The sequence below is a fragment of the Specibacter sp. NPDC078709 genome (genome assembly GCF_040686795.1).
Classification (GTDB): domain Bacteria; phylum Actinomycetota; class Actinomycetes; order Actinomycetales; family Micrococcaceae; genus Specibacter.
The window spans coordinates 452,903-474,575 of record NZ_JBFBLU010000002.1; the positions used below are offsets into that span (position 1 = coordinate 452,903).

Here is a 21,673-nt window from a genome sequence, read left to right on the forward strand (position 1 = left end):
TTGTTTCACCCACCCACCCAGAAAATCATCACACCCTTATTATCTCACAAGATGAGTGGAATTAACAGCCCGGGCCACAGTAAGAACCGCGGCAATTCAACGAACTACAAAGGCCCCAGCGTCACCGTGTCCAGAGGCCTGGGTTCTCCAACTCCTGGATGCCAATGCCCTGGACCAGTTGATCGGCGCATGGGCACAAGGCATGACACCGGTGGCGGCCATCGCCATCGATGGGAAAGAAGTCCGTGGCGCCAAGAACGGCGGCGGCACCAGGATCCACCTGCTCGCCGGCATTGACCACGTCACCGGGGCCGTCCTCGTGCAGCAGAACGTGTCCGAGAAGCACAACGAGATCACCTACTTCAAGCCGCTACTGGAGGGAATCAAAGACCTTGCCGGCGTCGTGATATCTGCCGATGCGTTGCATACCCAGCGGGAGCATGCCGAGTACCTGCACTCAAGGGAAGCCCACTATGTAATGACCGTGAAAGCGAACCAGCCCAAGCTTCACGACCAGTTGTGCGCCTTGCCGTGGAAGCAGGTGAGGGCCGGGCACAAGACCCACGAAACCGCCAATGGCCGCGAGATCCAGCGGACCGTCAAATGTGTCAGTGTCGCTGCCGGGATCAAGTTCCCCCATGCATCCCAGGCCGCACAGATCACCCGCAAGTCCCGGCCGCTCGGAGCCCGGAAGTGGTCGACCGAGACGGTCCACATCGTCACCTCGCTGACCTCGGCAGCAGGGAAACCGGAGCTCATTGGATCCCTGATCCGCGGCCACTGGGGAATTGAAAACGGCCTCCACTGGCGCCGGGACGTAACTTGGCGAGAAGACTCCAGCCAGGTCCGGCGAGGCAACGCGCCCCGTGTCATGGCGTCCCTGAGGAACATCGCCATTACGATCCTGAGGCTCGAAGGTGAAACAAACCTTGCCAAAGCCACCAGGGGCGCACGCAACTACCCGGACCGTGCCCTCAAACTCGCTGGCCTATCTATCAGCTAAACGACTTTGCAGAAGCCCTGTGTCGTCCCCTGCGGCATATAGGCATCTCGATCCGGCGGCTCGAAGGTTAAAATAGCCTTGCCAAAGCCGCCCGCGGCGCCCGCAACTGACCTGTGCTGCGCCCTCAAACTCGCCAGTCTCAATACCAGCCAAACGACTTTACACACACCCTGGCTAGTTGGCTTGGACAATATATAGTGGCTTGTATGCAACGAGTTAGAAATCTGAGTCGATGGAATGTCGACTGCTTTGACTACGAGTCCCCAGAACTCTTCTTTGGTATGCGGACGACGAGTGGCGCGCATGCCATCCAGTACAACGGACAGATACTGGATTTATTGGTCAAGGACCGGGGCTCATCGACTACGCTTGTGGTGTTCTCTGGCGCCCTTAGCTCAAAGGCAAAGCATACGCCGGCCTTTGGAGGACGTGCTCTCGCTGAAGATACTGGCGTAAATTTGATTGCAGTGGCAGACCCTTCCATGAACATGGGCGAGATCACGGTTGCATGGTACTTAGGAAATTCACACACCGGCCCTCTCCGGAGCGTGCTCTCCGACCTTATCCGGCACGTAGTGGTCTCCCTCGGGGGTACTCGAACAATTATGTTTGGTGGATCTGGCGGCGGATTTGCTGCCGCACATTTAGCCCATGACTTTCCTGACTCGATCGCACTCATTTGCAATCCTCGACTCAGCCTCGAACGATGGTCAGAAAGACCGTTGCGCAAATACTTTAACAATTGTCATAATCGGCTCTTTTCAGGACAACTCACCGATGACGACCGCCAGTTCCTTGCCCCTTACGGTCCGATAGAAATTAGCGCGCTCAAAGATGGGCCTTTCAACCACGATCTTTTGATCTACCACAACTTACTAGACCCCTGGTTTTTAAACCTACAACTATTTCCGTTTCTAGAAGCAACTCCTGAGGATTCTCGATTGAAGTTGCAGTTCTCAATGGACAAACTGGGCCACGGCGGGATCCCAGCTCACCAGGTACGGAGAATAGTATCTCAACTGGCTCAAGACATTGACACTGAATCGGCAATTATTAGTGCTGGTTTCTTACCTCGACACCGTGCCACGAACTCCGCACTGCTAAAGTACCCCGATGTCGCTTTCAGCATGCAGAAGACCGAAGAAGAATATGAACAGATCCAACTAAGATTGAACGAGAGCAAACAACAACAAAAGCAAGCCGTCATGACGGCTAGTATCGCACTCGACAAGCAGAAAATCTTATACAAACGCGCCCTCGATGTTGAAAGTTCACTCTTAGAGCTCGAAGAAGAGAACGTAAAACTTAGATCAGACAATAGTATTTTGCAACGGAGCGTCCAGTCGCTAAAAAATAAACACGCAGATAATCCCTATCTGCAGATTCAGAGAAAATTAAGTAGATTTAGTAAATATTTTCCGAACTCGTTGAAGAGACTTATCATCGGCAAGATTCTTACGAAGGATACACGTTCAGAACGCCCAAATTAAATCTGCGGAATCTGTATGCAATTTATCGAGAGGCTTGTCAAGGGCCATGAGCTTCTGCCCACCAGCGGCCAGGTTATCTGCCCGCTGCTGGCCAGTAAAAATGCCCGGATATGGCCATGAGATCTGCCCGCAAATATAGATTTGTGGTTGGCCATTCCGTTCCATTGTTTTAGCTCATTTGTGCCACTCCCTTTCCTGCCAGGGCTTGGGTCAGCCTGACGGAGTCGCCACTGGTCTGGCAGACGTGGGCATGATGCAGTAGCCGGTCCACCGTCGCCGTCGCCAAGGTTTTCGGCATGAGCTCATCGAAACCGGCCGGGTGCAGGTTGGAGGAAATCGCAATGGAGCGTTTCTCGTAGGCAGCATCCACGACCCGGTAAAGCCCCTCGGCAGCGTCGGTTCCCACGGGCAGCAGACCAATGTCATCGACCACGACCAGATCGGCGCGCAGTACCCGGTTGATGGCTTTCGTGACGCTGTCGTCGGTGCGGTGGGCTCGGATGAGCTGGCCGAGGTCCTCGAGCCGGAACCAGGCCACGCGCAGGCCTTCCTCGACGGCTTGCTGGCCCAGGGCCCAGGACTCCGGTCATGGTGAGGTAATTGTTGTGGGTTGTTAGGCGTGGTTCTTGATTTTGTAGCGCAGAATGAGCTCGGTGCCGGGGTAGCGTGTTTCGGTTGCCGTGAGGTGGGCACAGAGCTCGGCGACGGCCGCGGTTTTCGCCTTGGTCGGCAGCGGGTCCAGGGTGATCGTGAGGTAGCCGGGGGCGGTGGGATCGATGTCGCCGGTCTGGTTGAAGGCCTGGCGCATGAGTGCGTGGGCTTCCTGGGTGGCGCGTTTGTAGCCGGTGTTGGTGCGGATCTCCCGGGCGATGGTCATCGCGGTGTTGTAGGCGGCCATCCGGATGCCGTGATGGATCAGCTTCACCTCGGTGTCCAGGACTTGCTGGCCGGGGTTCAGCTCACCGAGCCGCAGCTTCGCCGGAATGCCCTTATGCGCCTTCTCGGCCGCGATCAGGGCGTTTTCTGCCTCCCACAGCGGCGCCATGGCCTGGTTGTGCATGGCACTGGTGACCGTGACAGCAAGTTCATTTCTGCCTTCTTCCGGGGTTTTCAGGGCCATCAGGTTGATATCGGCGATCGCGGCGGCCTCGGCATGGGCATTCCTGGCGGCAACAACTTTTTGGTAGGCCTTTTTCTTGGCCGGGTTCGGCACCATCCTGCCCTCATCGTCACCGGTGCTGGTGTAGGAGTCGTGGGAATCAAGATCGAAGTGCATGCGGGCGTAGCGGAACTGGTTTTCCTGCCGCCATCTCGCTCCCATCCGATACACCACTTCCCCGGCCCCCATGGTCTTGTCGGTGGTGAGGATGTGGATTTGCCGGGTCCCGCCGCCTGTTGCCGCCACGATGCGGCTGAGCTGCCGAATCGAGAGGACTTCCCCGGTCTTCGCAGTCGTGGCCAGGGACAGGTCAACGAGAGTGTCCGCCACCGACCAGGTCTTCTCCTCACCATTTTCGTCGGTGTGGGAGACCTCTTTGAAGAGATCCTCTGCCACGTCTTTGCTGGCGCCTTTGCGCCAGGTCAGCACATCAAACCCCTTCTCATCCATGTGTTTGAACAGGTCCGGTGACCAGCCGCCACGGTCAAAACCAACCAGCACGCGCCGCTCATCCCCTACGGCTGTGCGTAGTTCGGGCAGGAGGGTGCGGAGCTCACCGGCCAGCGAAGCGCCGGGGGCGGCCATGACGACGAACACGGGGGAACCCTGGGCGTCGGTGACCCAGGTTTCCTCGGTCGCCGGGACCGGGAACTTCAACCTCGTCGAGTACAGCTTTCCGATTCTTTTGGTGCCTTGGTAGGCGCGCACATGCCCGTCAACATAGAGCACCGCGGCCAGATCCTCATCGCCCGGCCCCATGGCTGTGAGGTGGTGTTTGGCCAGGGCAGCAATCAGCACCTGGGCCTTGCCGGCCTCGGCCAGCTGGGAGATGCGGCGGCGGATCGTTTTCACTTCCGGTGCCCGGTCCAACCCCAGCACTCGGCCCAGCTCCACCGGGTCGAAGCGGGTAGCTCCCTCGGCCCGGGCCTCCCCAGCCAAAGCCCGCAGGACCGCGTCGATCAGGATGCTGTCGAGCCCGTAAAACCCATCCGGCAAAGACCCATACACCTCCCTGGCGCAGGCCAGCAGGCCGGTGGTTTCCAGGGCCGGCACCGCCAAAAACAAGCCAGCATGGCGGATGCGGGCAGCCGGGGCAAACACCGGGGCTGCGCAGCCCAGGAGTCCGGAACGTGCCGCTGCCCGCTCCCCGTCACGGGTGACCGGTGCCGGCAGCACAGGCAGTGGCAGCTGTTCCGCCGGCTCAAGGGGCACCCCAGTATTCTGGGAAGATTCAGCGGCCGAAGTTTCCGTCATGGAGGTCATGGCCATGGCGCGCCGGACCGTGTCAGTGGAAACCCCGGTCGCTTCGGCGGTCGCCCGCAGGCTCGCCCCGCCGGCACGAACATCACGGATTTCTGCCGCTTTCGCATCCGTGAGCAGGGACGGGCGCTTGGGCCCCTTCTTCACCGGCGCCAAACCCATCAGGCCTGCACCTTCAAGGGACTTGCGCCAGCGCCGCAATGACTCCGTGTTCACGCCGAAACCAGCCGCAACCTCGTTGACCTGGGCCGCGCCCGTATCGACAAGCTGCGAAGCCGCCAGACGGCGCAACCCGTCCTGGCCGGCACCCCATACATAGGCCAACTGCCCGTTGATGAAGACTTTTCCGCCCAACTCGTTTTCCAGCAGGGCTGCATGCTCGCCCACGGGCACGGCGCCGAGATCCGGCAGCAGGGGAAGGGCAGTTTGGGTGGTCATTGAAACCATTGTTTCACCCACCCACCCAGAAAATCATCACACCCTTATTATCTCACAAGATGAGTGGAATTAACAGCCCGGGCCACAGTAAGAACCGCGGCAATTCAACGAACTACAAAGGCCCCAGCGTCACCGTGTCCAGAGGCCTGGGGACTGACCTGATCCTCAAATACGCCATCAGACCCCGGCTCTCATCAATTAAATCGTGATGTCCGGAGGCCTGAGACCCCACCGCTACCGTGTCCAGAGCCCTGGGGTCGAGACCGGCACCTACAACATGAGAGAGCACACCGCACAAGCCGCCTCGTAATCCATGACGGAGGGCGCCGGTGGTTCCCAGCCACACCACCACTGGCGCTCTCTCGCACGAACGCTGGTGCTGAACCGCACGATTAGGTGGTGCTCAAAGCCTCAAATACTCAGGATAACAGGCGGGCTATCGTCGCGACCGAGGGAACCTTCCCGCCCGGGAACGTCTCCTGCTGGCTCGCTTCGTAGTAGATCGAGCGTGGGCCGTAGTCCCAACCATCGGCTTTGAGTTGCTTGCGGATCTTCACCAACTCGTTGATAACCGCGGGGCCATATTTACGGGCCGGAGTCTTCGGTGCACGGGAACGGGGGTGAAGGGCCGCCGTGGACTCATGGAGGGCACGCCCGCGGATCTTGTAGAAAACGCTGCGGGAAATCTTGACCGAACGGCAAAACTCCATGACTGAGAGTGCATGAGGCTGGGTCGGAACGTAGTTGATGATGGCGGCGCGAGTTTGAGGTGAAAGAGAGTTCGTCATGCAATGACTATCGTCGCCAACGCACCGATAAAAGTGTCTCCGATGTGCTGAGACATGGTGTCTCCGATGTCATGAGATCGTGTGTCCCCGAAGTGATGAGACAGGACATACAAAGTATTGAGACCCTGTGTCCACGAAGAGGTGAGATTCACTGTCCACGATGTAGCGAGATTACACACCAACTACGTGGACGAGCAGTACCAAATAGGGCTATCCGCCACTTGTGGCGTAAGTACCCATGGTAGTGCCAAGAGCCAGCGCGGGAGCGGCTGTCGTTCTTTGAATTCACCGCCCAAATCCCCGCCATGGCACGCTCCACAGGAAGCCTCCGCGATCGTTTAGTGACTCTTCGTGGTTCGTGGAAATCCGAATCCCCACGAACCACGAAGAGCCCCTAAGACACCTCCCGGCTAAACAAAAGGGGGTGTATCGAAAAGTGAGATGGCAGCTTAGGTTTCAAAACGGCAGGATCCGATTTGACCTAATGTTGCCAGACCGGTTTTTCGGGCTCACTATTTCCTTCGCGGCTACGTGGCCAATATGCTGGGATTAGCGTGGATCGACTTCCGTCCGAGTGCATGATATTGCCAATCAGCCGATTCCCACTCAACTACGTCGAGCACATTACGCCCGTCAACAATAACCTTGGAACCCACCAGACCTCCAATATGGTTGGGATCCATTTTGCGGAATTCCTCCCACTCAGTCAATAACAAGACCAGGTCTGCTCCTTCAACAGCATCGACGAGTGAGCGGCTGTATGTAAGCCTGGGGAATCGTTTGGCCGAGTTCTCCATACCCTTAGGATCAAACACTCGAACGTCAGCCCCTTGCCCATATAACCGGGCCGCGATGTCTAGTGCGGGTGAATCGCGAACATCGTCGCTATTCGGTTTGAATGTCGTACCTAAAATAGCAATCTTCTTCTCGTTCACCCCGTTCAGCAGCGAGTGGGCAACATCAATGACACGTTCTCGTCTTCGAAGATTGATGCTATCCACCTCGTGCAAGAAGGCCATAGTGTGGTCTAGGCCCAGTTCGCCTACACGCGCTTGAAGAGCCCGAATGTCCTTGGGGAGACAGCCACCTCCGAAACCAACACCTGCATTGAGGAAGCGCCGGCCAATACGGGCGTCATGACCGATTGCGTCGGCGAGCGTGCGAATGTCGCCGCCGACTTTTTCAGTAACTTCTGAAAAAGCGTTGATGAACGAGATTTTCGTTGCCAAAAAAGCATTTGCGGCCACTTTGACCAATTCCGACGTCTCAAAGTCCGTCGCAATGAAGGGAGTGCCCCGGGAAAGTGCGTCCTGATACACGAACCTCAAAGCGGTTATCGCCAAGTCGCTGTTGGTCCCCACGACAAGCCGGTCTGGCGCGAGGGTATCTTGAACTGCAAAGCCTTCTCGCAAAAACTCAGGATTCCAGGCAAAACTGATCTCGACATTTGTTTTCTTGACTTTCTCGACAAGAGCTTGGAGCCGACGGGCAGTACCAACCGGTACGGTTGATTTCCCAACGATGACGCAGTTATGTGTGGCAGCATTCGCAATGGCCTCGACGGCGGCGTCCACATATGACAGGTCTGCGGCTCCTTCACCGTCTTTCTGAGGTGTACCCACAGCGATGAAGTGGATGTCCCCAAATGCACCGGCCTCCTCGATGGACGTCGTGAATCTGAGACGCCCGGTACTAAGGTGTTTAGTGAGCAGCTCGGGCAGTTCCGGTTCATGGAATGGGAGTATGCCTTGGCTGAGCCGATCAATCTTGTCGGGATCAACATCAACCCCCATGACTTCAAACCCGAGTTCGGCCATAGCAGCTGCATGTGTGGCACCCAAGTATCCGGTGCCGATCACCGTCAGCCGGGGCCTGGATGTGGTCATATCTGATGAGTTTTTCATAGTGCACTCTCTAGCCCAAGGCGGGCTGTTGAAAGTAGGTAGCTCAGGTCTTTCCATTCTTGCAATGAAGTGTCGATTGCTTCAGGAATCACAATGGTTCCGGCGTCTAGGTCTTCGGCGAATAGGCATGCCATGGCGATAAACGGATACCAGGAAGCCAGTCCAGTTGTCGACTGGTGTAGCCATGCGTTAGACGCGACAGTCAGCCCATTGATTCTGCGTATGGCCCCGCTGGCTTTATCTGAACGAACAATCTCCAGGTAGGAATCGCTCTGATTTGCGGGATTTAGAAGGCGTTCGGGAACAGGCCCGTTCCGAACCAGTACAAGCCTGCCTTCACCGGTAGGTAAAGCCTTAGGGTAGTACTCGATGGGCTGCAGATCGAGTTGGATTGGGGTTGAAAGTGCCTTCATTGCGTTCGCAACGGCTGGCGAGAACTTGTGCGGCATCGTCACTGGACCGCCGAACGTAGAACCGAATACCAAATAGGCGGCAATCGCCTGTCGGTCCCAGTGCCGCACTTTTGGAGCGGAGTCCATCCAGAGGTTAGTGATGACGGGAGTGCCATCGTAGTCAGTTGGTTCAACGAAGAACCCAGACTGACCGTCAAACTCACTCAGCCATTTGATGATCATGCTTTGATTCCTTCTTCAGCCGGGCTATTGAGTACAGATGGGTAAATGTTGACCCCGTGAATCGCGGTGACACTCTGCACGTCAATTTCTCCGAGTGCCACCCAAGCCGCCCACTCCCGGCCCGTTTTATCCACGAGGAAGGTAAATGATTGCGTAGTGGCCCGATATTGAATCTCGCGGGAAGTTGTGACGAAATCGTTCTCACCAAGGATCGCATTTATTTCCCACGGTGACCCGCAAACGGCCACAACAACGGCTTCGTTCCCTCCAACTTCGAGTAGGAGCGCACGGGCCGAGTCCGCGAGGTAATCGTTTATGGTGTCAGCAGGGTTCTCAATCTCGTCAAAGTTGCCGACTTCTATCGTTTGGGCTTTGAGTTCTGCGATCAGTTCCGGGGCTTCACCCGTTGAGGTTAGTCTTGCGAGATTCACGGCTGAAATTGGTCCTGAGGACATTAATGAACCTAACGCGTTGCCCTCTTCGAAAACCTGGGGACGATCAGACTTCTTAGCTTCGGTCACAAGTTGCGGTGAAGCTGCCCGGCGCGTTACAAGGTGGTCGGGAAGGAAAGGCAGCAGGGCATCCAAATTATCCGCGAGTCGAATTTTAGTCCAGTCACTTGCGCCGCGTTGCTCCTTCATCTTGGTGGAACCCCAAACTGAGGTTCCAAACGAAAACACGTGACGAGTCTGTCTCGCGGCCAACTTTTGGGTATGTTCGTCGGATACTGTGATCTGGCCCGGATGCATACGGCGCATCATTACGATTTCGCCGGAGTGGGCAAAGCGGAATCCGGAGCGAACCAATCTTAACGCCAAGTTGTTGTCAACGCCGCTAGAAAGTGATTCGTCGTATCTTAGGCGTTGCAGAACTTTCGTTTCGAGCAACCACGTTCCATGGCCTGGGGCACCACCGGTTTCGTTGATCGTTCCGGCGTTCAGCGCCTTGGCCCTGAAGAGCGTCATGGCACCAGAAGCATTGTCGAAATTGACGAAGGCTCCGAAAGTACCATGAAGGCCCGTTTCAAGGGCATCAAGTTGCGACTGAAGGCGCCAAGGCGTCATCAAGTCGTCGTCGTCATGGACGGCGGTGTATGCGCCTAGGGATTCGTCTGCAGCCCGGTTTCGGGCAGCAGCCACACCCGCTTGGTCTTGATAGAAGTATTTGATGCGGGAGTCGTTGAATTCTGCAACGACTTCGCGAGTCTCATCCGTTGATCCATCGTCGACTATAACTATTTCAAAGTCCTGCATGGTCTGACCGAGTACAGATGTGATGCTCTCGAACAGATACTCGGCACGATTGTGAGTGGCTATGGCCACGGAAACGAGCGGCGCGGCTCCCTCTAAACGATGAATCCAATTGCTCGTATTCCTTACGAACGATTTGTCGTTATATACGATGTCCTTGTTGTATTCAATTGCGTCGCGAGCCTCCTGTGACACCTCCACCAGCGCCTTGGTTGGCGGGTGCCACATGTGGTACATCCGAACATCTGGATCCTCAACCCAAAGAAGCCGTTGACCGGAACGCTTGGCTCGAGTCGCGAAATCAATATCCTCCCCGCCATATGTATGCATGCGTTCATCAAGGCCACGTATGCGCGAATACACGTCACGGTGAACAGCCATCATGCCGCCCATCCCCCATCGGGGACGGAGCCGCGAGATGCTGTCAAACGTTTCCCATGCGAATCCCGCGGCTTCTACCTCAAGGTCGCTCCATCCTTCGGGAAGATCACGACACTGCAGCAATAGGCAGAGCATCGGATCGGAGATGAGCGTTTTGCCGATTATCTCAAATGATCGAGGACTGAAGATCATGTCCGCGTCCGTTGAAACAAGTACCGAACCTTTTGCCTTGGCGAAACCGGCATTCAAGGCACGCGAGCGAGACCACCTACCGTCCGTAGGTGTATAGACGTATCGTGCGCCAACGGACTCGATACCTTCTTGGGTTACTTGGCCGTCGTCGGATCCGTAGTCAGAAACGATGACCTCGCCGTTGATACTGCCAAATGATTCTTGAATGCTCTTAACGGCAAGTTGTAAACGACGTAATCCCCAATTCCTGAATCCGATGACAACTGAAACATCAATATTGGCGCTCATGAGTTGCGTCCATTTCCACGAATTCGTTGTAACCCAATGAACGGGGTACCGGTTGCTGAAACCGTCTTGGCGGCAAATAGCCCACTTATCACATCAATTTGCGCAGGTGTCTTTGCCGGCCAATTCAACAATCGAATCTCAAGCCGACCTGGACCTGGCAAACTGATCGTTGGCCCCCGACGAAGGCCAGCGGTGTCAGCCCCTGGAGCATAGGAAAAATAGCTATTTAACCCACCCGACCAAGAAAGATCGAGATCCGCGTGCACGCTAGCGTTTTCTGGGAGCCACTTAAATGCGGCAACCAATGATTTGGCGAGTACGGGCACCTTGTAGGCAAAAACAACATTGAGGTCTAAGTCATTTCTTAGCGCACTGTATATTAATGGATCTTGATCGATTCCGGTCATCGTCGAACTTTCTAGTCTTAGGCTGCGACAGCGGTTGGATATCTGAGTCAATGAATCTGCTCGCCGCCAGAAAGATTCTAACCCACTCATTGACTATTCAGTTAAAGACTCAAGAAAAACAGTCTTAGGCCCTCTAGAACACTGTCATGCTGTGCGGGAAACCGGACATTTTCAAGTCAGGTTCCGTTGGCAAGTCGGACATTCGGTAGGCCACGAGAACCCTTTGGCTAAGTGTGCGGACCCACTCCGTATCGACACTATAGGATGCCAGGGATTCAATTTCTCTGGAGACGTCGTCTCCAGTCTGGGCCATGAGCCGTGTACTTAACCAAGGTAGAAGGTTGGCGGGTCGCGTGGAAGTTGGTACATCGATATAAAAGCCATGGAATAAATTTTCCGACCTGAGTGCTCGAGAGATGGTCCTCGATACGAATATCAACTCTCAATGGCCGAATTCATGATGGACTGTGTGAGGTTAATATTAAGATGTTTCATATTTCCAATGCGGACATAATCTGAACATTTTTCAACGGCCCAGTCGAGTGCGTTCTGATCCAGCATCCAACTGTGCTCCCTGGAAAGAAAAAATGTTATGTATTCCGAGACGAACCGCAAGAACTCTCTCGCGTTATCAGTCTGATTAATATACACATTGCCAGCCAGATAGCGGCGCCATGGGGCCATGAAATTGAGGCCATCAGATTGAACTAGTGCCACATCGAACAAGTCAAGGGAATCTTTGGTGTTGGTAATCGGTGACGTTGGAAACAAATCGACGTCTTGAATCCAGATAGCACTGTCATGTTTGGTCATGACGTCTAGGGCTACGAGATAGCGAGCGCACGCGAAGTAGGTGATGAGGTTGCCTATTGCTTCGGGGGGAACCGATGACGACCAGGCAATACTTGGCACATCAGAATCTCGACCGGCGAAACTGTGCATCGCCATTAGAAGGGAATCCGCTTCGGTGATGAAAGATAGTGCCTCAGCTGAATCTGCAACGATGTGAATATGAGCTGAGAGTTGTGGTTGAGCGATTAGATAAAAAAATATTCGACCTAGATACCGTCTTAGGAACGCTACATTTCCTGAATATAAAACAGTTACTGTTGAGTTGGTGCTATAATTCGCGGAATGCCAAAGAATCCCCGGAGTTTTGTATTGATGCGCTTCACCCACAGTGCCGTAGGTCATAGCTCCTATGTCCATTCCAAATTTGGCGACGGTCGCTGATCGCTTAACCACTGCGTCCGCAATTACTCTGGAGCCAGACGACCGGCCCTCAAGTAGGCTCGTAATGTATCCTCGTGAAACTAGGCCAAGAGTACTATTTTCTGCGGTACCCGAAGTGTAGATCCAAGATCCCTCCATGGCTTTACGCAGGTTTTCCGAAAGGATGCTACTGGTATTCGGGTGGCGAACTAACTCTTGGGATTGCATGGGATGTTGGGCAAGAAGAGTGTGGATTTCGATAATTGACTCTAGGCCGCTGACCAGATTGCCCGGGAGAGAGTCGTTAATTGGAGTTAATTTTCGATAGGCTCTGCAAATAGAAACCAGTTTTGAAGTTTCATCTAGTTTCTTGAGCCGATGTATTCGCCTTAGGGAATCATTGACAATTCTGGTTAATCGATTCTCCAGGTTGACTATGCCGATAAACTCCCAATGGTGGAGAATTTCTGCCATGTCGTCAGCATCCTTGGCGCTACAGGCAGACCCCGGATTCCTGAGCCATATTTCCAAGTTCGCTATCTGTCGAAGACTTGAAATTCGGCTGCGAGGCGATACTGCGACTCGTGTCTCAGGGCCTTGTTGGTCTTCAATCCAGGCCACAACTTCATTCTCAGGTCCCGGTAAGAAATTACTGTCGATAATTGTTGGGTGTTTGCGATTCAATAACTTGGATTTAACTTCGCCGGTGACGCTTGATTTTAGTCGAAGTATTAGACGGCCCGTGTCAGGGGTTTGAAGGTGTCCTATGTCTATCTTGTACACTTGAACCTCTCGGTCATCAGCTGGCTTTGGCGAAATTCATATACTGAGTGATTCGACATTAATTTGAATGTGGTTTTGAAGATCTAAGGCTAAATGCATTCTACGAGTCGAATTCGCCCATGCGCTCTCCAGCGCCTAGAAGGAATGCTGCGGCGGCAACGGTGCGAGCAGCTGCGTGTCCATCACCGTAGGGGTTCACGGCATTGGCCATCGAATCGTAGTAATCGGGGTCATTCAGCAATCGGGTGGTTTCTTCGACGATTGTCTCTTCATCTGTACCAATCAGCTTTACTGTGCCGGCGACTACGGCCTCTGGACGCTCAGTGTTGTCGCGCATAACCAAAACGGGTTTGCCTAGGCTCGGCGCTTCTTCCTGAACTCCGCCGGAGTCAGTAAGTACAACCGTCGCAATTGATAGCATGCGTGTAAATTCACCGTAAGCCAGGGGCTCGGTGACGATGATATTGGACAAGCCCTCAATTGCGGGCAGAACTGCTTCCCTAACGACTGGGTTCTTGTGTGCCGGAAGGACGATGATCAGATCAGGTTCTGCCTTGGCAATGCGGGCTAGCGCTCTGCCCACTCCGCGCATTGCATCACCCTGGTTCTCGCGCCGGTGGGTGGTGACGAGCAGGATCCTTTTCCCGTTCAACGCCAGTTCTTCCAAAGCAGGATCTGTGAATGGAATCTGCTTATCTACGGTTGTCAACAGGGCATCGATGACGGTGTTGCCAGTGACAACAATGTCTGCTTCCTTCACGCCTTCGGCCAGCAAGTTTGCCTTGCTTGTGCTGGTCGGCGCTAGATGGAGGCTAGCTATTTGCGAGGTAATCTTGCGGTTAGCTTCCTCAGGGAATGGTGAGTAGAGGTTGTGGCTCCGTAGCCCAGCTTCAGCATGAATGACGGGGATTCCTCGGTAAAAAGCGGCAATGGCCCCAGCCGTTGACGTTGTGGTATCTCCTTGAACAACTACAGCATCCGGCTTAGAGGCTGCGAACAATTTGTCCAACCCATTGATCGTGCGCGTGAGGATGTCAGAAAGGGTTTGGCCTGGCTGCAAAATGTCAAGATCATGATCGGGGGTAATCCCGAACAGTTCGTTGACTTGGTCCAGCATTTCGCGATGCTGTCCAGTGACAGTAACTATGCAATCGAATCGATCGTCGGCTTGAAGAGCCGTAACGATTGGTGCCATCTTAATTGCCTCAGGGCGAGTGCCGAATATGGGCATAATAGTTGGCACGATGTTTTCCTCACTTTGGTGGACATTCCTCAAAGAGTCTACTTCAGACAAAGAAGAGAAGCGCGATCAACAATAGTGGGATAGTTGTGATGACACTCACGGCCAGGGCTGCGGCAACGCGCTTCTTTCGCCGATGTGTGAGCTCGCGTTGGTCAATTGAAAGCATCTTTCGTGCAACGGCGTCCAACTCTAGGGGAGTGCTGTTCGGAGCTGCCATCGGGATTGTTCGGTCTGCCCGAATATCCTCAGGTCCGGCGGAAGCCAGTCGTTCAGACTCGGCTATCCACTCTTTGACCAAGTTCACAGGAGGGAGCTGTGTACTTTGAGGGCTTGCCGAAACTGTGGAGCGAAAACGTTGATTCATGTGACGGCCGGCTGATGCGTAGCTGTTGGGCTCCATAGTTCGACCTCCTTCTGAACTCCGGTGCTCGGAGTTGAGCATTCAATTTCCTTCGATTGTCCATCCAGCCCGAGGGGCACGTGGACAATCCTAACTCGGGTTAAGGTTACCGACACTGAAGCCTCAAATTCACGTCGATCAGCCCCCCCGTTTCTATAACGAAACGCCTTAGCCATTGCCAAGTGGAGAATTGGGGGGTGGTGGGGACCATCGTGACCTCCGAATCCACGCATTGGTCCATCAGCATCCCGGCCCGTGCGACGTGGTACTTAGACGTTACGACCGCCACGCTGTCCCATTGATATTCCGCCGCCAGATGGCCGAGCGAAGTTGCTTCCCCCCGAGTGTCCATTGGCTCTGGCGTAAAACAGATTACGTCTGGATAGATGACCTTGTTGCTGTGCGTCTTGCAATAGTCGTCAGCGCTGGCATTGCCCGGAGTGCCCGTGTTCGAAATCACCAGGTAAGGTGCCTTGAGATCAGCTCGCAGCATCATTGCATCCAATAGCCGTTCCTTGCTAGCTCCACCCAACATCACCACGGCGTCCGCCTGCTTAGGTGCTGTGGTGGTGACGTTATAGAACAACTGTGATGCGGCGATCAACCAAGCTACGAAAAGAGTGACAAGAATGCCGACCGTAATGAATACGGTTCTCTTGCGTGGTAGGCGGAGTGCAGGCATTGACTCATTCTAACCGGCACAGCATGAGCATACTGTGCCGACAGCCCTTCCATCCAGCCAACTTGATCCGGGTGCGCTAGCTCAACGTTGACACATAGATCAGTGCCACCGAACTCGTCAGACTGAGTTGCCTCTGAGCCTAGGTGCTCCGCGAACATGGCACAGGCGCAGCGGGGTTAGCATGACTGCATGGGTACACAGAATTTGCCGCAGGTTCCGGCCGCCAGGAAAGTGCTGTCCGTGCTGCGCTATGTGGCGGCACAGGCAGGCCCCGTGGGGGCTGCCGCCATTGCCCGCGAGGTGGACCTGCCCCGCTCCACCACCTACCACCTGCTGGCGGCCCTGGTGGATGACGGCTTTGTGGTGCACCTTCCCGAGGAACGCAAATACGCCCTCGGTGTCACCGCCCACGAGCTCGGTACCGGATACTCCCGTCAGGCTCCGCTGCAGCGGCTGGCCCGCTTTCCCCTCGCGCAGCTGGTGGAGCGGACCAAGCGGACGGCTCACCTTGCCGTCATGCACGGGCGTGAGGTCATTTATGTCATTGAGGAACGGGCCAAACGGCAGACTGACTTGGTGACAAATCCGGGCGTTCGCCTGCCGGCCCACCTGACGGCGAGTGGCCGCGCAATGCTGGCTGCCATGCCAGCTGAGCAGCTGGCCGCCCTGTATCCAGGGCCCGAGGCCTTCCCTTCTCGCTACGAGACGGGAGTCAATTCGGTCCCCGCGCTGAATGAGCTGCTCGTACAAATCCGGGCGAGGGGCTTTTCATGGGAGCAGGACGAGGTCACCGACGGCTTCTCCAGCATCGCGGTCCCCGTGCTGGACCGCAGCGGGCTGGCCGTGGCCAGTGTGACCCTGACGGTGGCCAACCGTCCTGCCCTCAGCCCGGCTGCCGCGGCCCGCAACGCCGCAGAAGGCATAATTCAGGAGCGCACCGTTGACGTTGCGGAATTGGCGGAACGATGGCTGCCCGAGGTGTCCCGTTGCGCCACGGAAATCTCACGGCGGCTGCGTCCCTCCGCCTGATACGGCCTTGGCCGCGCTGCCCAACCACGCGTCCACACCGCGCAGCACCGCGGCCTCCGCATCCCGGGAACCGAGCGTGACGCGCACACCGTCGCCGGCAAAACTGCGGACGCTGACGCCTTCAGCCGAGCACGCAGCCGCCAGTGCTGCAGCTCCGGCACTCACCGGAAGCCACAGGAAGTTCCCGCCGCTGCTGGGAACGGCAATGCCGCGGGCGGCCAGGTCAGTGCGCAGGGCACTCCTGCCGTTGCGGACCGTTGCCACATTCGCCTCCAGTGCTTTCGTGTCCGCGAGTGCGGCAACAGCGGCAGCCTCAGCCACCTTATTCAAGCCAAATGGAGGCGAGACCGCCCGCACCGCGGCCGCAATGCCGGGGTGGGCCACCAGATAGCCAGCCCGCCGCCTAGCCAAGCCGTACGCCTTCGAAAAGGTGCGCAGCAGGACCAGATTGGGGTGAGCCGCGAGCAAGGAGAGGCTGTGCTGGGAGGAGGATCCGGCGTCGTCCATGAACTCCAGATAGGCATGGTCCAGGACCACCAGCACGTGGGCGGGGATGTGCGCCAGCATGGTGGTCAGTTCCGCCGCATCCAGCACGGTGCCCGTGGGATTGTTGGGGCTGCACGAGATGACGGCAGCCGTGTCGGCGGTGATGGCCCGGGCCATGGCTGGCAGATCGTGCGTGTGGGTGGCGGTGAGCGGAACCTGGATATCGCGGGCTCCCGTGAGGCGGACTAGGATGGGGTACGCCTCATAGCTGCGCCACGCAAACACCACCTCGCGGCCGGGACCCGCGTACGCCGTCAGCAGTTGCGCCAGCACGGCAAGGGATCCCGCGCCGGTGGCGATCTGGTCCACCTCGACGCCCAGCTCGCGGCTGAGCGCAGTGATCAGGGGATCGCCCTGCCTGGCACGGTGGTACTCTCTGACGGGCAGAACGGCCCAGCAGTGCAACGCGTAAAACGGTTCGGAAAGATGGTGGGATCCCATGACATACCTGAGTATCAACGGGGAAGAGCTGTATATGGAAGTTACCGGTGCGGGAGATCCCGCCCTGTTGCTGCATGGCGGTTTCTGTTCCCTGGAGTCTCTGCGTGTACAGTCCGATGCGTTGATGGAGTATTACTAGGTCTTCGCCTTTGAACGGTCAGGCCATGGGCGTTCGGCCGACTTTGACGCGGATTACAGCTACGCCCGCGGCATAGTCAAAACCCTCGCCTTTCTTGACGCCCAGGGCCTGGAATCGGTACACGTGATTGGCTACAGCGGCGGCGCGATCATTGGGCTGATGCTGGCTATGGATCATCCTGAGCGGGTGCGCTCGCTGGTAGCTATCAGCGCCAACCTTGATCCCGGCGTCTTCACCCCGCGCAGCCGGGAATGGCCCCAGACTGGACTCCCCGCCGTCGGCTCCTATTGCCGGGGAACCGAAGCCGGATTTGGAGCGGATGCATTATGGGCGGCTCTCGCCGGATGGTGTCGGGCATGCAGACGCGGTCCTGGCTAAACTTATGCGGCTGTGGACCAGCGAGCCGAACCTCGATCCGGCCCATCTGGCCGCCGTCAGCGCACCGACGCTGATCATGTCGGGGGACCGGGGCTCAATCCCGCCGGCCCACAGCCTGCTGATTGCGGCGTCGATTCCGGGGGCGCAGCTCGCCATCGTGCCCGGCGCCGGCCACGGGTTGATTGCTGAGCGCCCGGAACTGATCAGCACCCTGATTCGGGACTTCCTGGCCCACGCCTGACGCGGCAGGCTACCCGCGCGAGCGCCGGAGCAGCCATACGAAGTAGGGGCCGCCAATCAGGGCGATCATCAGCCCGGCTGGAATCTGGGCCGGCGAAATCAGGGTCCGGCCCAAAATATCGGCCACGGAGACCAGGAGCGCGCCCAGCAGCATCGAGACCGGGATCAGCTGGCCATGCCGGGCGCCCACCAAGGCCCGGGCTGCTGTAGTTACGATCCGCGTATCGCTCAGAGGCTTCCACACATCAACAGCCAGATCCATGGTCCTTAGCAGAGCAGTGAGCGCGTTAGCTTTGGCTGTTCGTTCAAGCGTCATCTGTTCTCTAGCATCCACCAAAACACCGTAGAGCCGCACGAATCCCGTCGTCCTGTCGTGGATTGCGTAGATGAGGCTCTTCAAGTGGCAGTGCCGTCGCAGCAATGGCGGCGGCATCTAACAGGTCTGATTTTCCGGCACCACGCCGGGTTGGACCATATGTCTGGGGTCCCTCCACCACACGGTAACCAGTGCGTGAAACTGTGCCTGTGAGTAAGGCACCGTAGCTACCGACCCCTTCAATGACCCAGAGCGTATCAGCGTAGCCTTGAGTACGGCGCGCTACCCAAGAGATCGCCCGCTTCCGTCCCGGGACGTACTGGAGAAAGTCTCGATGCCGAGTTGCTCACCGTTGGTGGCGGTCACGGCGTAGGTATGGGTTCGGGCATGGGTGTCTACACCGATAATGAATGGATATAGATGCGCGACAGTGGGCATTGATACTCATTCCTTTCTCTTTGACGGTTCGGATTGTTCCGGCCATAGTGCGGCCGGCAGCCCGCGTGGGGGTCACTCACGAGGCATTCCTGTAACGAGCCACAGACATCAACTCTGGGCAATCTTCATATCAAGCCATCGAAGCGGACACAGCAGGCAGCATCACCACGGCGTCGGCCGCTTGCAGCGGTGGAGTGTGCACGTTGCAGAAGAGCTGGAACGCGAAAACCAGCCACGCCAACAGAGCCGCCAGCAGGCCAAGGGCAGCCCTGGACAGGGTTCGGCATCGGCCCAGTCTAACCGGGGACTATGGACGTCCCGTCCGAACAGGACCTTCCAGCCAGGTGCCGATCTGGTCATTGTGCTGGCCCAGCGTGGGGGCGGGGGAGGGCGGTACCGAGCCGGTCAGGCGTAGGGGTGAGGCCAAAGTCTTGAAGCCGTCCGACTCCGTGGCGACCGTGCCGCGATATTCCGAATGCTCGCTGGTCAGTGCCTCGTTGACGGTCTGGACCTTGGATACCGGGACGTGGTGGTCGGACAGTAGTTCGATCGCCTCGTCGTCGGTGAACGGGCTCAGGGCCTCCTCCAATGCGGCGCGGAATTCGACAGGGAATTCATTCCGGCGGGTTTGCTCGCGGAAGCGTTCATCCACCAACCATTCGGGCCGGTTCAACGCCTCCGTCAGGCGGGGGAACAGGCGGTCGCCGGCAATCGCGATCGCGATGGTGCCGCGCCCCGTCAGATAGGTGCTGAATGGCGTGGACATGGCGTGGTCGTTGCCGCACGCCACAGGATCCTCGCCGTGGAGCGCGCGCATGCCCACGGATTCCAGCACGGAAATGAGGCTGTCCAGCATGGCGACGTCAATGTGCTGGCCCCGGCCGGTGTTGTGGCGTTCGTTGATGGCTGCCAGCGCAGCGATGGCCCCGTAGAGGCCCGGAATGACATCGCCGATGCTGATGCCGATGCGCGTGGCCTCACCGCCTGGCCACCCTGTGATGGACATCAGCCCGCTCATGGCCTGGGCAATGAGATCGTAGGCGGGCGCCTTCTGCAGCGGCCCGTCCTGGCCAAACCCGGAAATGCTGACGATGACCAGTCTGGGGTTTTCCGCCATGAGGCTCTCCGCAGACAGGCCGAGCCGGTCCATGACGCCGGGGCGGAAGTTTTCAATGACGACGTCGGACCGCCGCACCAATGCGAGCAGGCGCTCACGCTCCGCTGCAACCTTGAGGTCCATCGTGACGCCGTACTTGCTGCGGTTGAACAGGCGGTAGTAGGCGGATTCACCGTTGTACCAGGGGCCGAAGTGGCGGGAATCGTCGCCGTCGGGGCTTTCCACCTTGATGACTTCAGCGCCCAGATCGGCAAGGATCATGGCACAGAACGGACCGGCCAGCACACGGGACAGGTCCAGGACACGCAGGCCTTCGAGGGAACTGGGGCGGTTCAGCGCAGCGGGCTCATGGGTGGCCGTGGCTGGAGGGGGAGTGGTCATGGAAGATTCAGCCTTTGAACGTGGGGAGGGTCCGGCAATCCGGCAACTGTTAGTACCATCACAGCATTGAAAGCGCTGAAAGACCCAGTTCGGCTCGGCATCCCGTCTGTGATCACAGACGAACAACGGTTACCATGGCTCCATGGGTACACAGAATTTGCCGCAGGTTCCAGCCGCCAAGAACGTCCTTTCGGTGCTCCGCTACGTTGCGGCGCAGGCCGGCCCGGTGGGTGCGGCCGCCATTGCGCGGGAAGTTGACCTGCCACGCTCCACCACCTACCACCTGCTGGCCGCGCTGGTGGATGACGGCTTTGTGGTTCACCTGCCCGAGGAGCGCAAGTATGCGCTCGGCGTCACGGCGCACGAGCTTGGCACCGGCTATTCACGCCAGGCGCCGCTGCAGCGGCTAGCCAGATTTCCCATAGCGCAGCTGGTGGAGCGCACCAAGCGCACCGCCCACCTTGCCGTCATGCACGGCCGCGAGGTCATTTACGTCATTGAGGAACGGGCCAAGCGGCAGTCCGCGCTGGTGACGAATCCAGGTGTTCGGCTGCCCGCCCACCTGACGGCAAGCGGACGCGCCATGCTTGCTTCGATGTCGGCCGAGCAGCTTGCGGCCCTGTATCCGGGGCCTGAAGCCTTCCCCACACGGTATGAAACGGGCGTGCACTCGGTGCCGGCGCTCAATGAGCTGCTGGTGCGGATCCGAGAGCGGGGCTTTTCCTGGGAACAGGATGAGATCACCGACGGGTTCTCCAGCATTGCCGTTCCTGTCCTGGACAACAGCGGGCTGGCCGTGGCCAGCGTGACGCTCACTGTGGCCAACCGCCCGGCGTTGAGCCCGGCCGCCGCGGCACGGAATGAGGCCGAGGGAATTCTCCAGGAACGCACCGTGGACGTGGAGGACCTGGCTGCGCAATGGCTGCCCGAGGTGACCCGCTGCGCCACGGAGATTTCGCGCCGGCTACGCCCCAGTGGGTGACGGGCCGGCCGCCGTCGAACATGGGAAAATGTCTTGGATCCGAGAATTGGCCCGCAGGAATGTGATTGGCCGCACAAGCTCGGATTCAGTGGGTATCGTTGCGGTAGCCCGACGGTGCAGCGTCGCGCCACAGCCACGCAACACGAAGGAA

Annotated in this window: 17 protein-coding genes and 3 pseudogenes; 7 read left to right on the forward strand and 13 right to left on the reverse strand. The window is 57.4% G+C overall.

The window, feature by feature from the left end; genetic code table 11:
- Nucleotides 1-55 precede the first annotated feature (55 nt).
- Both AB0P14_RS06085 and AB0P14_RS06090 read left to right on the forward strand, forming a co-directional pair.
- Nucleotides 56-1,003 carry an ISAs1 family transposase gene (locus AB0P14_RS06085; protein ID WP_363839075.1) on the forward strand — a complete coding sequence of 316 codons (948 nt, stop codon included), beginning with the start codon at nt 56-58 and terminating at the stop codon, nt 1,001-1,003.
- A 206-nt stretch (nt 1,004-1,209) separates the two neighbouring features.
- Nucleotides 1,210-2,493, forward strand: a complete 1,284-nt coding sequence (locus AB0P14_RS06090; RefSeq protein WP_363839078.1) for a hypothetical protein — start codon at nt 1,210-1,212, stop codon at nt 2,491-2,493.
- Nucleotides 2,494-2,662: 169 nt separating this feature from the next.
- Here the strand turns inward: AB0P14_RS06090 and AB0P14_RS06095 are convergent, their stop codons facing one another.
- The 10 genes and pseudogenes from AB0P14_RS06095 to AB0P14_RS06140 form a co-directional block, all read right to left on the reverse strand.
- On the reverse strand, nt 2,663-3,064 hold the full coding sequence (locus AB0P14_RS06095; RefSeq protein ID WP_363839378.1) for an ATP-binding protein: 402 nt from the start codon (nt 3,062-3,064) through the stop codon (nt 2,663-2,665).
- A 42-nt stretch (nt 3,065-3,106) separates the two neighbouring features.
- Nucleotides 3,107-5,350 carry a putative transposase gene (locus tag AB0P14_RS06100; protein ID WP_363839072.1) on the reverse strand — a complete coding sequence of 748 codons (2,244 nt, stop codon included), beginning with the start codon at nt 5,348-5,350 and terminating at the stop codon, nt 3,107-3,109.
- Between the two features lie 422 nt (nt 5,351-5,772).
- Nucleotides 5,773-6,138 (reverse strand): annotated as a pseudogene (locus AB0P14_RS06105) (IS481 family transposase); the annotation flags it as partial.
- A 527-nt stretch (nt 6,139-6,665) separates the two neighbouring features.
- Nucleotides 6,666-8,042, reverse strand: a complete 1,377-nt coding sequence (locus tag AB0P14_RS06110; protein WP_363839081.1) for a UDP-glucose/GDP-mannose dehydrogenase family protein — start codon at nt 8,040-8,042, stop codon at nt 6,666-6,668.
- Nucleotides 8,039-8,677, reverse strand: a complete 639-nt coding sequence (locus tag AB0P14_RS06115) for a hypothetical protein (RefSeq protein WP_363839084.1) — start codon at nt 8,675-8,677, stop codon at nt 8,039-8,041. Before AB0P14_RS06115 ends, AB0P14_RS06110 begins: the two co-directional genes overlap by 4 nt.
- Nucleotides 8,674-10,788 carry a glycosyltransferase gene (locus tag AB0P14_RS06120; protein ID WP_363839087.1) on the reverse strand — a complete coding sequence of 705 codons (2,115 nt, stop codon included), beginning with the start codon at nt 10,786-10,788 and terminating at the stop codon, nt 8,674-8,676. The genes AB0P14_RS06115 and AB0P14_RS06120 overlap by 4 nt, the downstream gene beginning before the upstream one ends.
- Nucleotides 10,785-11,195, reverse strand: a complete 411-nt coding sequence (locus AB0P14_RS06125) for a hypothetical protein (protein WP_363839090.1) — start codon at nt 11,193-11,195, stop codon at nt 10,785-10,787. The genes AB0P14_RS06120 and AB0P14_RS06125 overlap by 4 nt, the downstream gene beginning before the upstream one ends.
- Before the next feature lie 435 nt (nt 11,196-11,630).
- Nucleotides 11,631-12,881 (reverse strand): hypothetical protein, encoded by a 1,251-nt coding sequence (locus AB0P14_RS06130; RefSeq protein WP_363839093.1) that lies wholly within the window; start codon nt 12,879-12,881, stop codon nt 11,631-11,633.
- Nucleotides 12,882-13,290: 409 nt separating this feature from the next.
- Nucleotides 13,291-14,433, reverse strand: coding sequence for a UDP-N-acetylglucosamine 2-epimerase (non-hydrolyzing) (gene wecB, locus AB0P14_RS06135; RefSeq protein ID WP_363839381.1), 1,143 nt, complete (start codon nt 14,431-14,433; stop codon nt 13,291-13,293).
- 506 nt (nt 14,434-14,939) lie between these two features.
- Nucleotides 14,940-15,515, reverse strand: coding sequence for a YdcF family protein (locus tag AB0P14_RS06140; protein ID WP_363839096.1), 576 nt, complete (start codon nt 15,513-15,515; stop codon nt 14,940-14,942).
- A gap of 189 nt (nt 15,516-15,704) precedes the next feature.
- Here AB0P14_RS06140 and AB0P14_RS06145 point away from each other — a divergent pair, with 189 nt between their 5' ends.
- Complete coding sequence (locus AB0P14_RS06145; protein WP_363839099.1) at nt 15,705-16,544, forward strand: IclR family transcriptional regulator; 840 nt, start codon at nt 15,705-15,707, stop codon at nt 16,542-16,544.
- On the opposite strand, the gene AB0P14_RS06150 is transcribed toward AB0P14_RS06145, so the two are convergent.
- Nucleotides 16,518-17,531: an aminotransferase class I/II-fold pyridoxal phosphate-dependent enzyme gene (locus AB0P14_RS06150; protein ID WP_363839101.1), complete on the reverse strand. Its 1,014-nt coding sequence runs from the start codon at nt 17,529-17,531 to the stop codon at nt 16,518-16,520. The genes AB0P14_RS06145 and AB0P14_RS06150 overlap by 27 nt on opposite strands.
- Here AB0P14_RS06150 and AB0P14_RS06155 point away from each other — a divergent pair.
- From AB0P14_RS06155 to AB0P14_RS06165, 3 genes and pseudogenes are all read left to right on the forward strand, one after another.
- Nucleotides 17,530-17,670, forward strand: a complete 141-nt coding sequence (locus AB0P14_RS06155; protein ID WP_363839103.1) for a hypothetical protein — start codon at nt 17,530-17,532, stop codon at nt 17,668-17,670. The genes AB0P14_RS06150 and AB0P14_RS06155 overlap by 2 nt on opposite strands.
- Nucleotides 17,671-17,730: 60 nt before the next feature.
- A pseudogene (locus AB0P14_RS06160) lies at nt 17,731-18,048 on the forward strand (alpha/beta fold hydrolase); the annotation flags it as partial.
- A complete protein-coding gene (locus AB0P14_RS06165; RefSeq protein WP_363839106.1) occupies nt 17,990-18,289 on the forward strand; it encodes a hypothetical protein in 300 nt (99 codons plus the stop codon). The pseudogene AB0P14_RS06160 and the gene AB0P14_RS06165, both read left to right, overlap by 59 nt.
- A gap of 9 nt (nt 18,290-18,298) precedes the next feature.
- On the opposite strand, the pseudogene AB0P14_RS06170 reads toward AB0P14_RS06165, so the two are convergent.
- Both AB0P14_RS06170 and AB0P14_RS06175 read right to left on the reverse strand, forming a co-directional pair.
- Nucleotides 18,299-19,042, reverse strand: a pseudogene (locus AB0P14_RS06170) (iron chelate uptake ABC transporter family permease subunit).
- Between the two features lie 307 nt (nt 19,043-19,349).
- Nucleotides 19,350-20,540: a CoA transferase gene (locus tag AB0P14_RS06175; protein ID WP_363839109.1), complete on the reverse strand. Its 1,191-nt coding sequence runs from the start codon at nt 20,538-20,540 to the stop codon at nt 19,350-19,352.
- A gap of 142 nt (nt 20,541-20,682) precedes the next feature.
- Between AB0P14_RS06175 and AB0P14_RS06180 the strand changes: the two genes are divergently transcribed.
- On the forward strand, nt 20,683-21,522 hold the full coding sequence (locus AB0P14_RS06180) for an IclR family transcriptional regulator (protein ID WP_363839111.1): 840 nt from the start codon (nt 20,683-20,685) through the stop codon (nt 21,520-21,522).
- Nucleotides 21,523-21,673: the final 151 nt, after the last annotated feature.

Excerpts from the sequence above, each read along its gene's own strand:
- AB0P14_RS06110 (WP_363839081.1), bottom strand. The coding sequence starts at position 8,042 with ATGAAAAACTCATCAGATATGACCACATCCAGGCCCCGGCTGACGGTG.
- AB0P14_RS06180 (WP_363839111.1), top strand. The coding sequence starts at position 20,683 with ATGGGTACACAGAATTTGCCGCAGGTTCCAGCCGCCAAGAACGTCCTT.
- AB0P14_RS06090 (WP_363839078.1), top strand. The coding sequence starts at position 1,210 with ATGCAACGAGTTAGAAATCTGAGTCGATGGAATGTCGACTGCTTTGAC.
- AB0P14_RS06130 (WP_363839093.1), bottom strand. The coding sequence starts at position 12,881 with ATGGCAGAAATTCTCCACCATTGGGAGTTTATCGGCATAGTCAACCTG.
- AB0P14_RS06150 (WP_363839101.1), bottom strand. The coding sequence starts at position 17,531 with ATGGGATCCCACCATCTTTCCGAACCGTTTTACGCGTTGCACTGCTGG.
- AB0P14_RS06115 (WP_363839084.1), bottom strand. The coding sequence starts at position 8,677 with ATGATCATCAAATGGCTGAGTGAGTTTGACGGTCAGTCTGGGTTCTTC.
- AB0P14_RS06175 (WP_363839109.1), bottom strand. The coding sequence starts at position 20,540 with ATGACCACTCCCCCTCCAGCCACGGCCACCCATGAGCCCGCTGCGCTG.
- AB0P14_RS06145 (WP_363839099.1), top strand. The coding sequence starts at position 15,705 with ATGGGTACACAGAATTTGCCGCAGGTTCCGGCCGCCAGGAAAGTGCTG.
- AB0P14_RS06155 (WP_363839103.1), top strand. The coding sequence starts at position 17,530 with ATGACATACCTGAGTATCAACGGGGAAGAGCTGTATATGGAAGTTACC.
- AB0P14_RS06100 (WP_363839072.1), bottom strand. The coding sequence starts at position 5,350 with ATGACCACCCAAACTGCCCTTCCCCTGCTGCCGGATCTCGGCGCCGTG.
- AB0P14_RS06120 (WP_363839087.1), bottom strand. The coding sequence starts at position 10,788 with ATGAGCGCCAATATTGATGTTTCAGTTGTCATCGGATTCAGGAATTGG.
- AB0P14_RS06125 (WP_363839090.1), bottom strand. The coding sequence starts at position 11,195 with ATGACCGGAATCGATCAAGATCCATTAATATACAGTGCGCTAAGAAAT.
- AB0P14_RS06140 (WP_363839096.1), bottom strand. The coding sequence starts at position 15,515 with ATGCCTGCACTCCGCCTACCACGCAAGAGAACCGTATTCATTACGGTC.
- AB0P14_RS06165 (WP_363839106.1), top strand. The coding sequence starts at position 17,990 with ATGCATTATGGGCGGCTCTCGCCGGATGGTGTCGGGCATGCAGACGCG.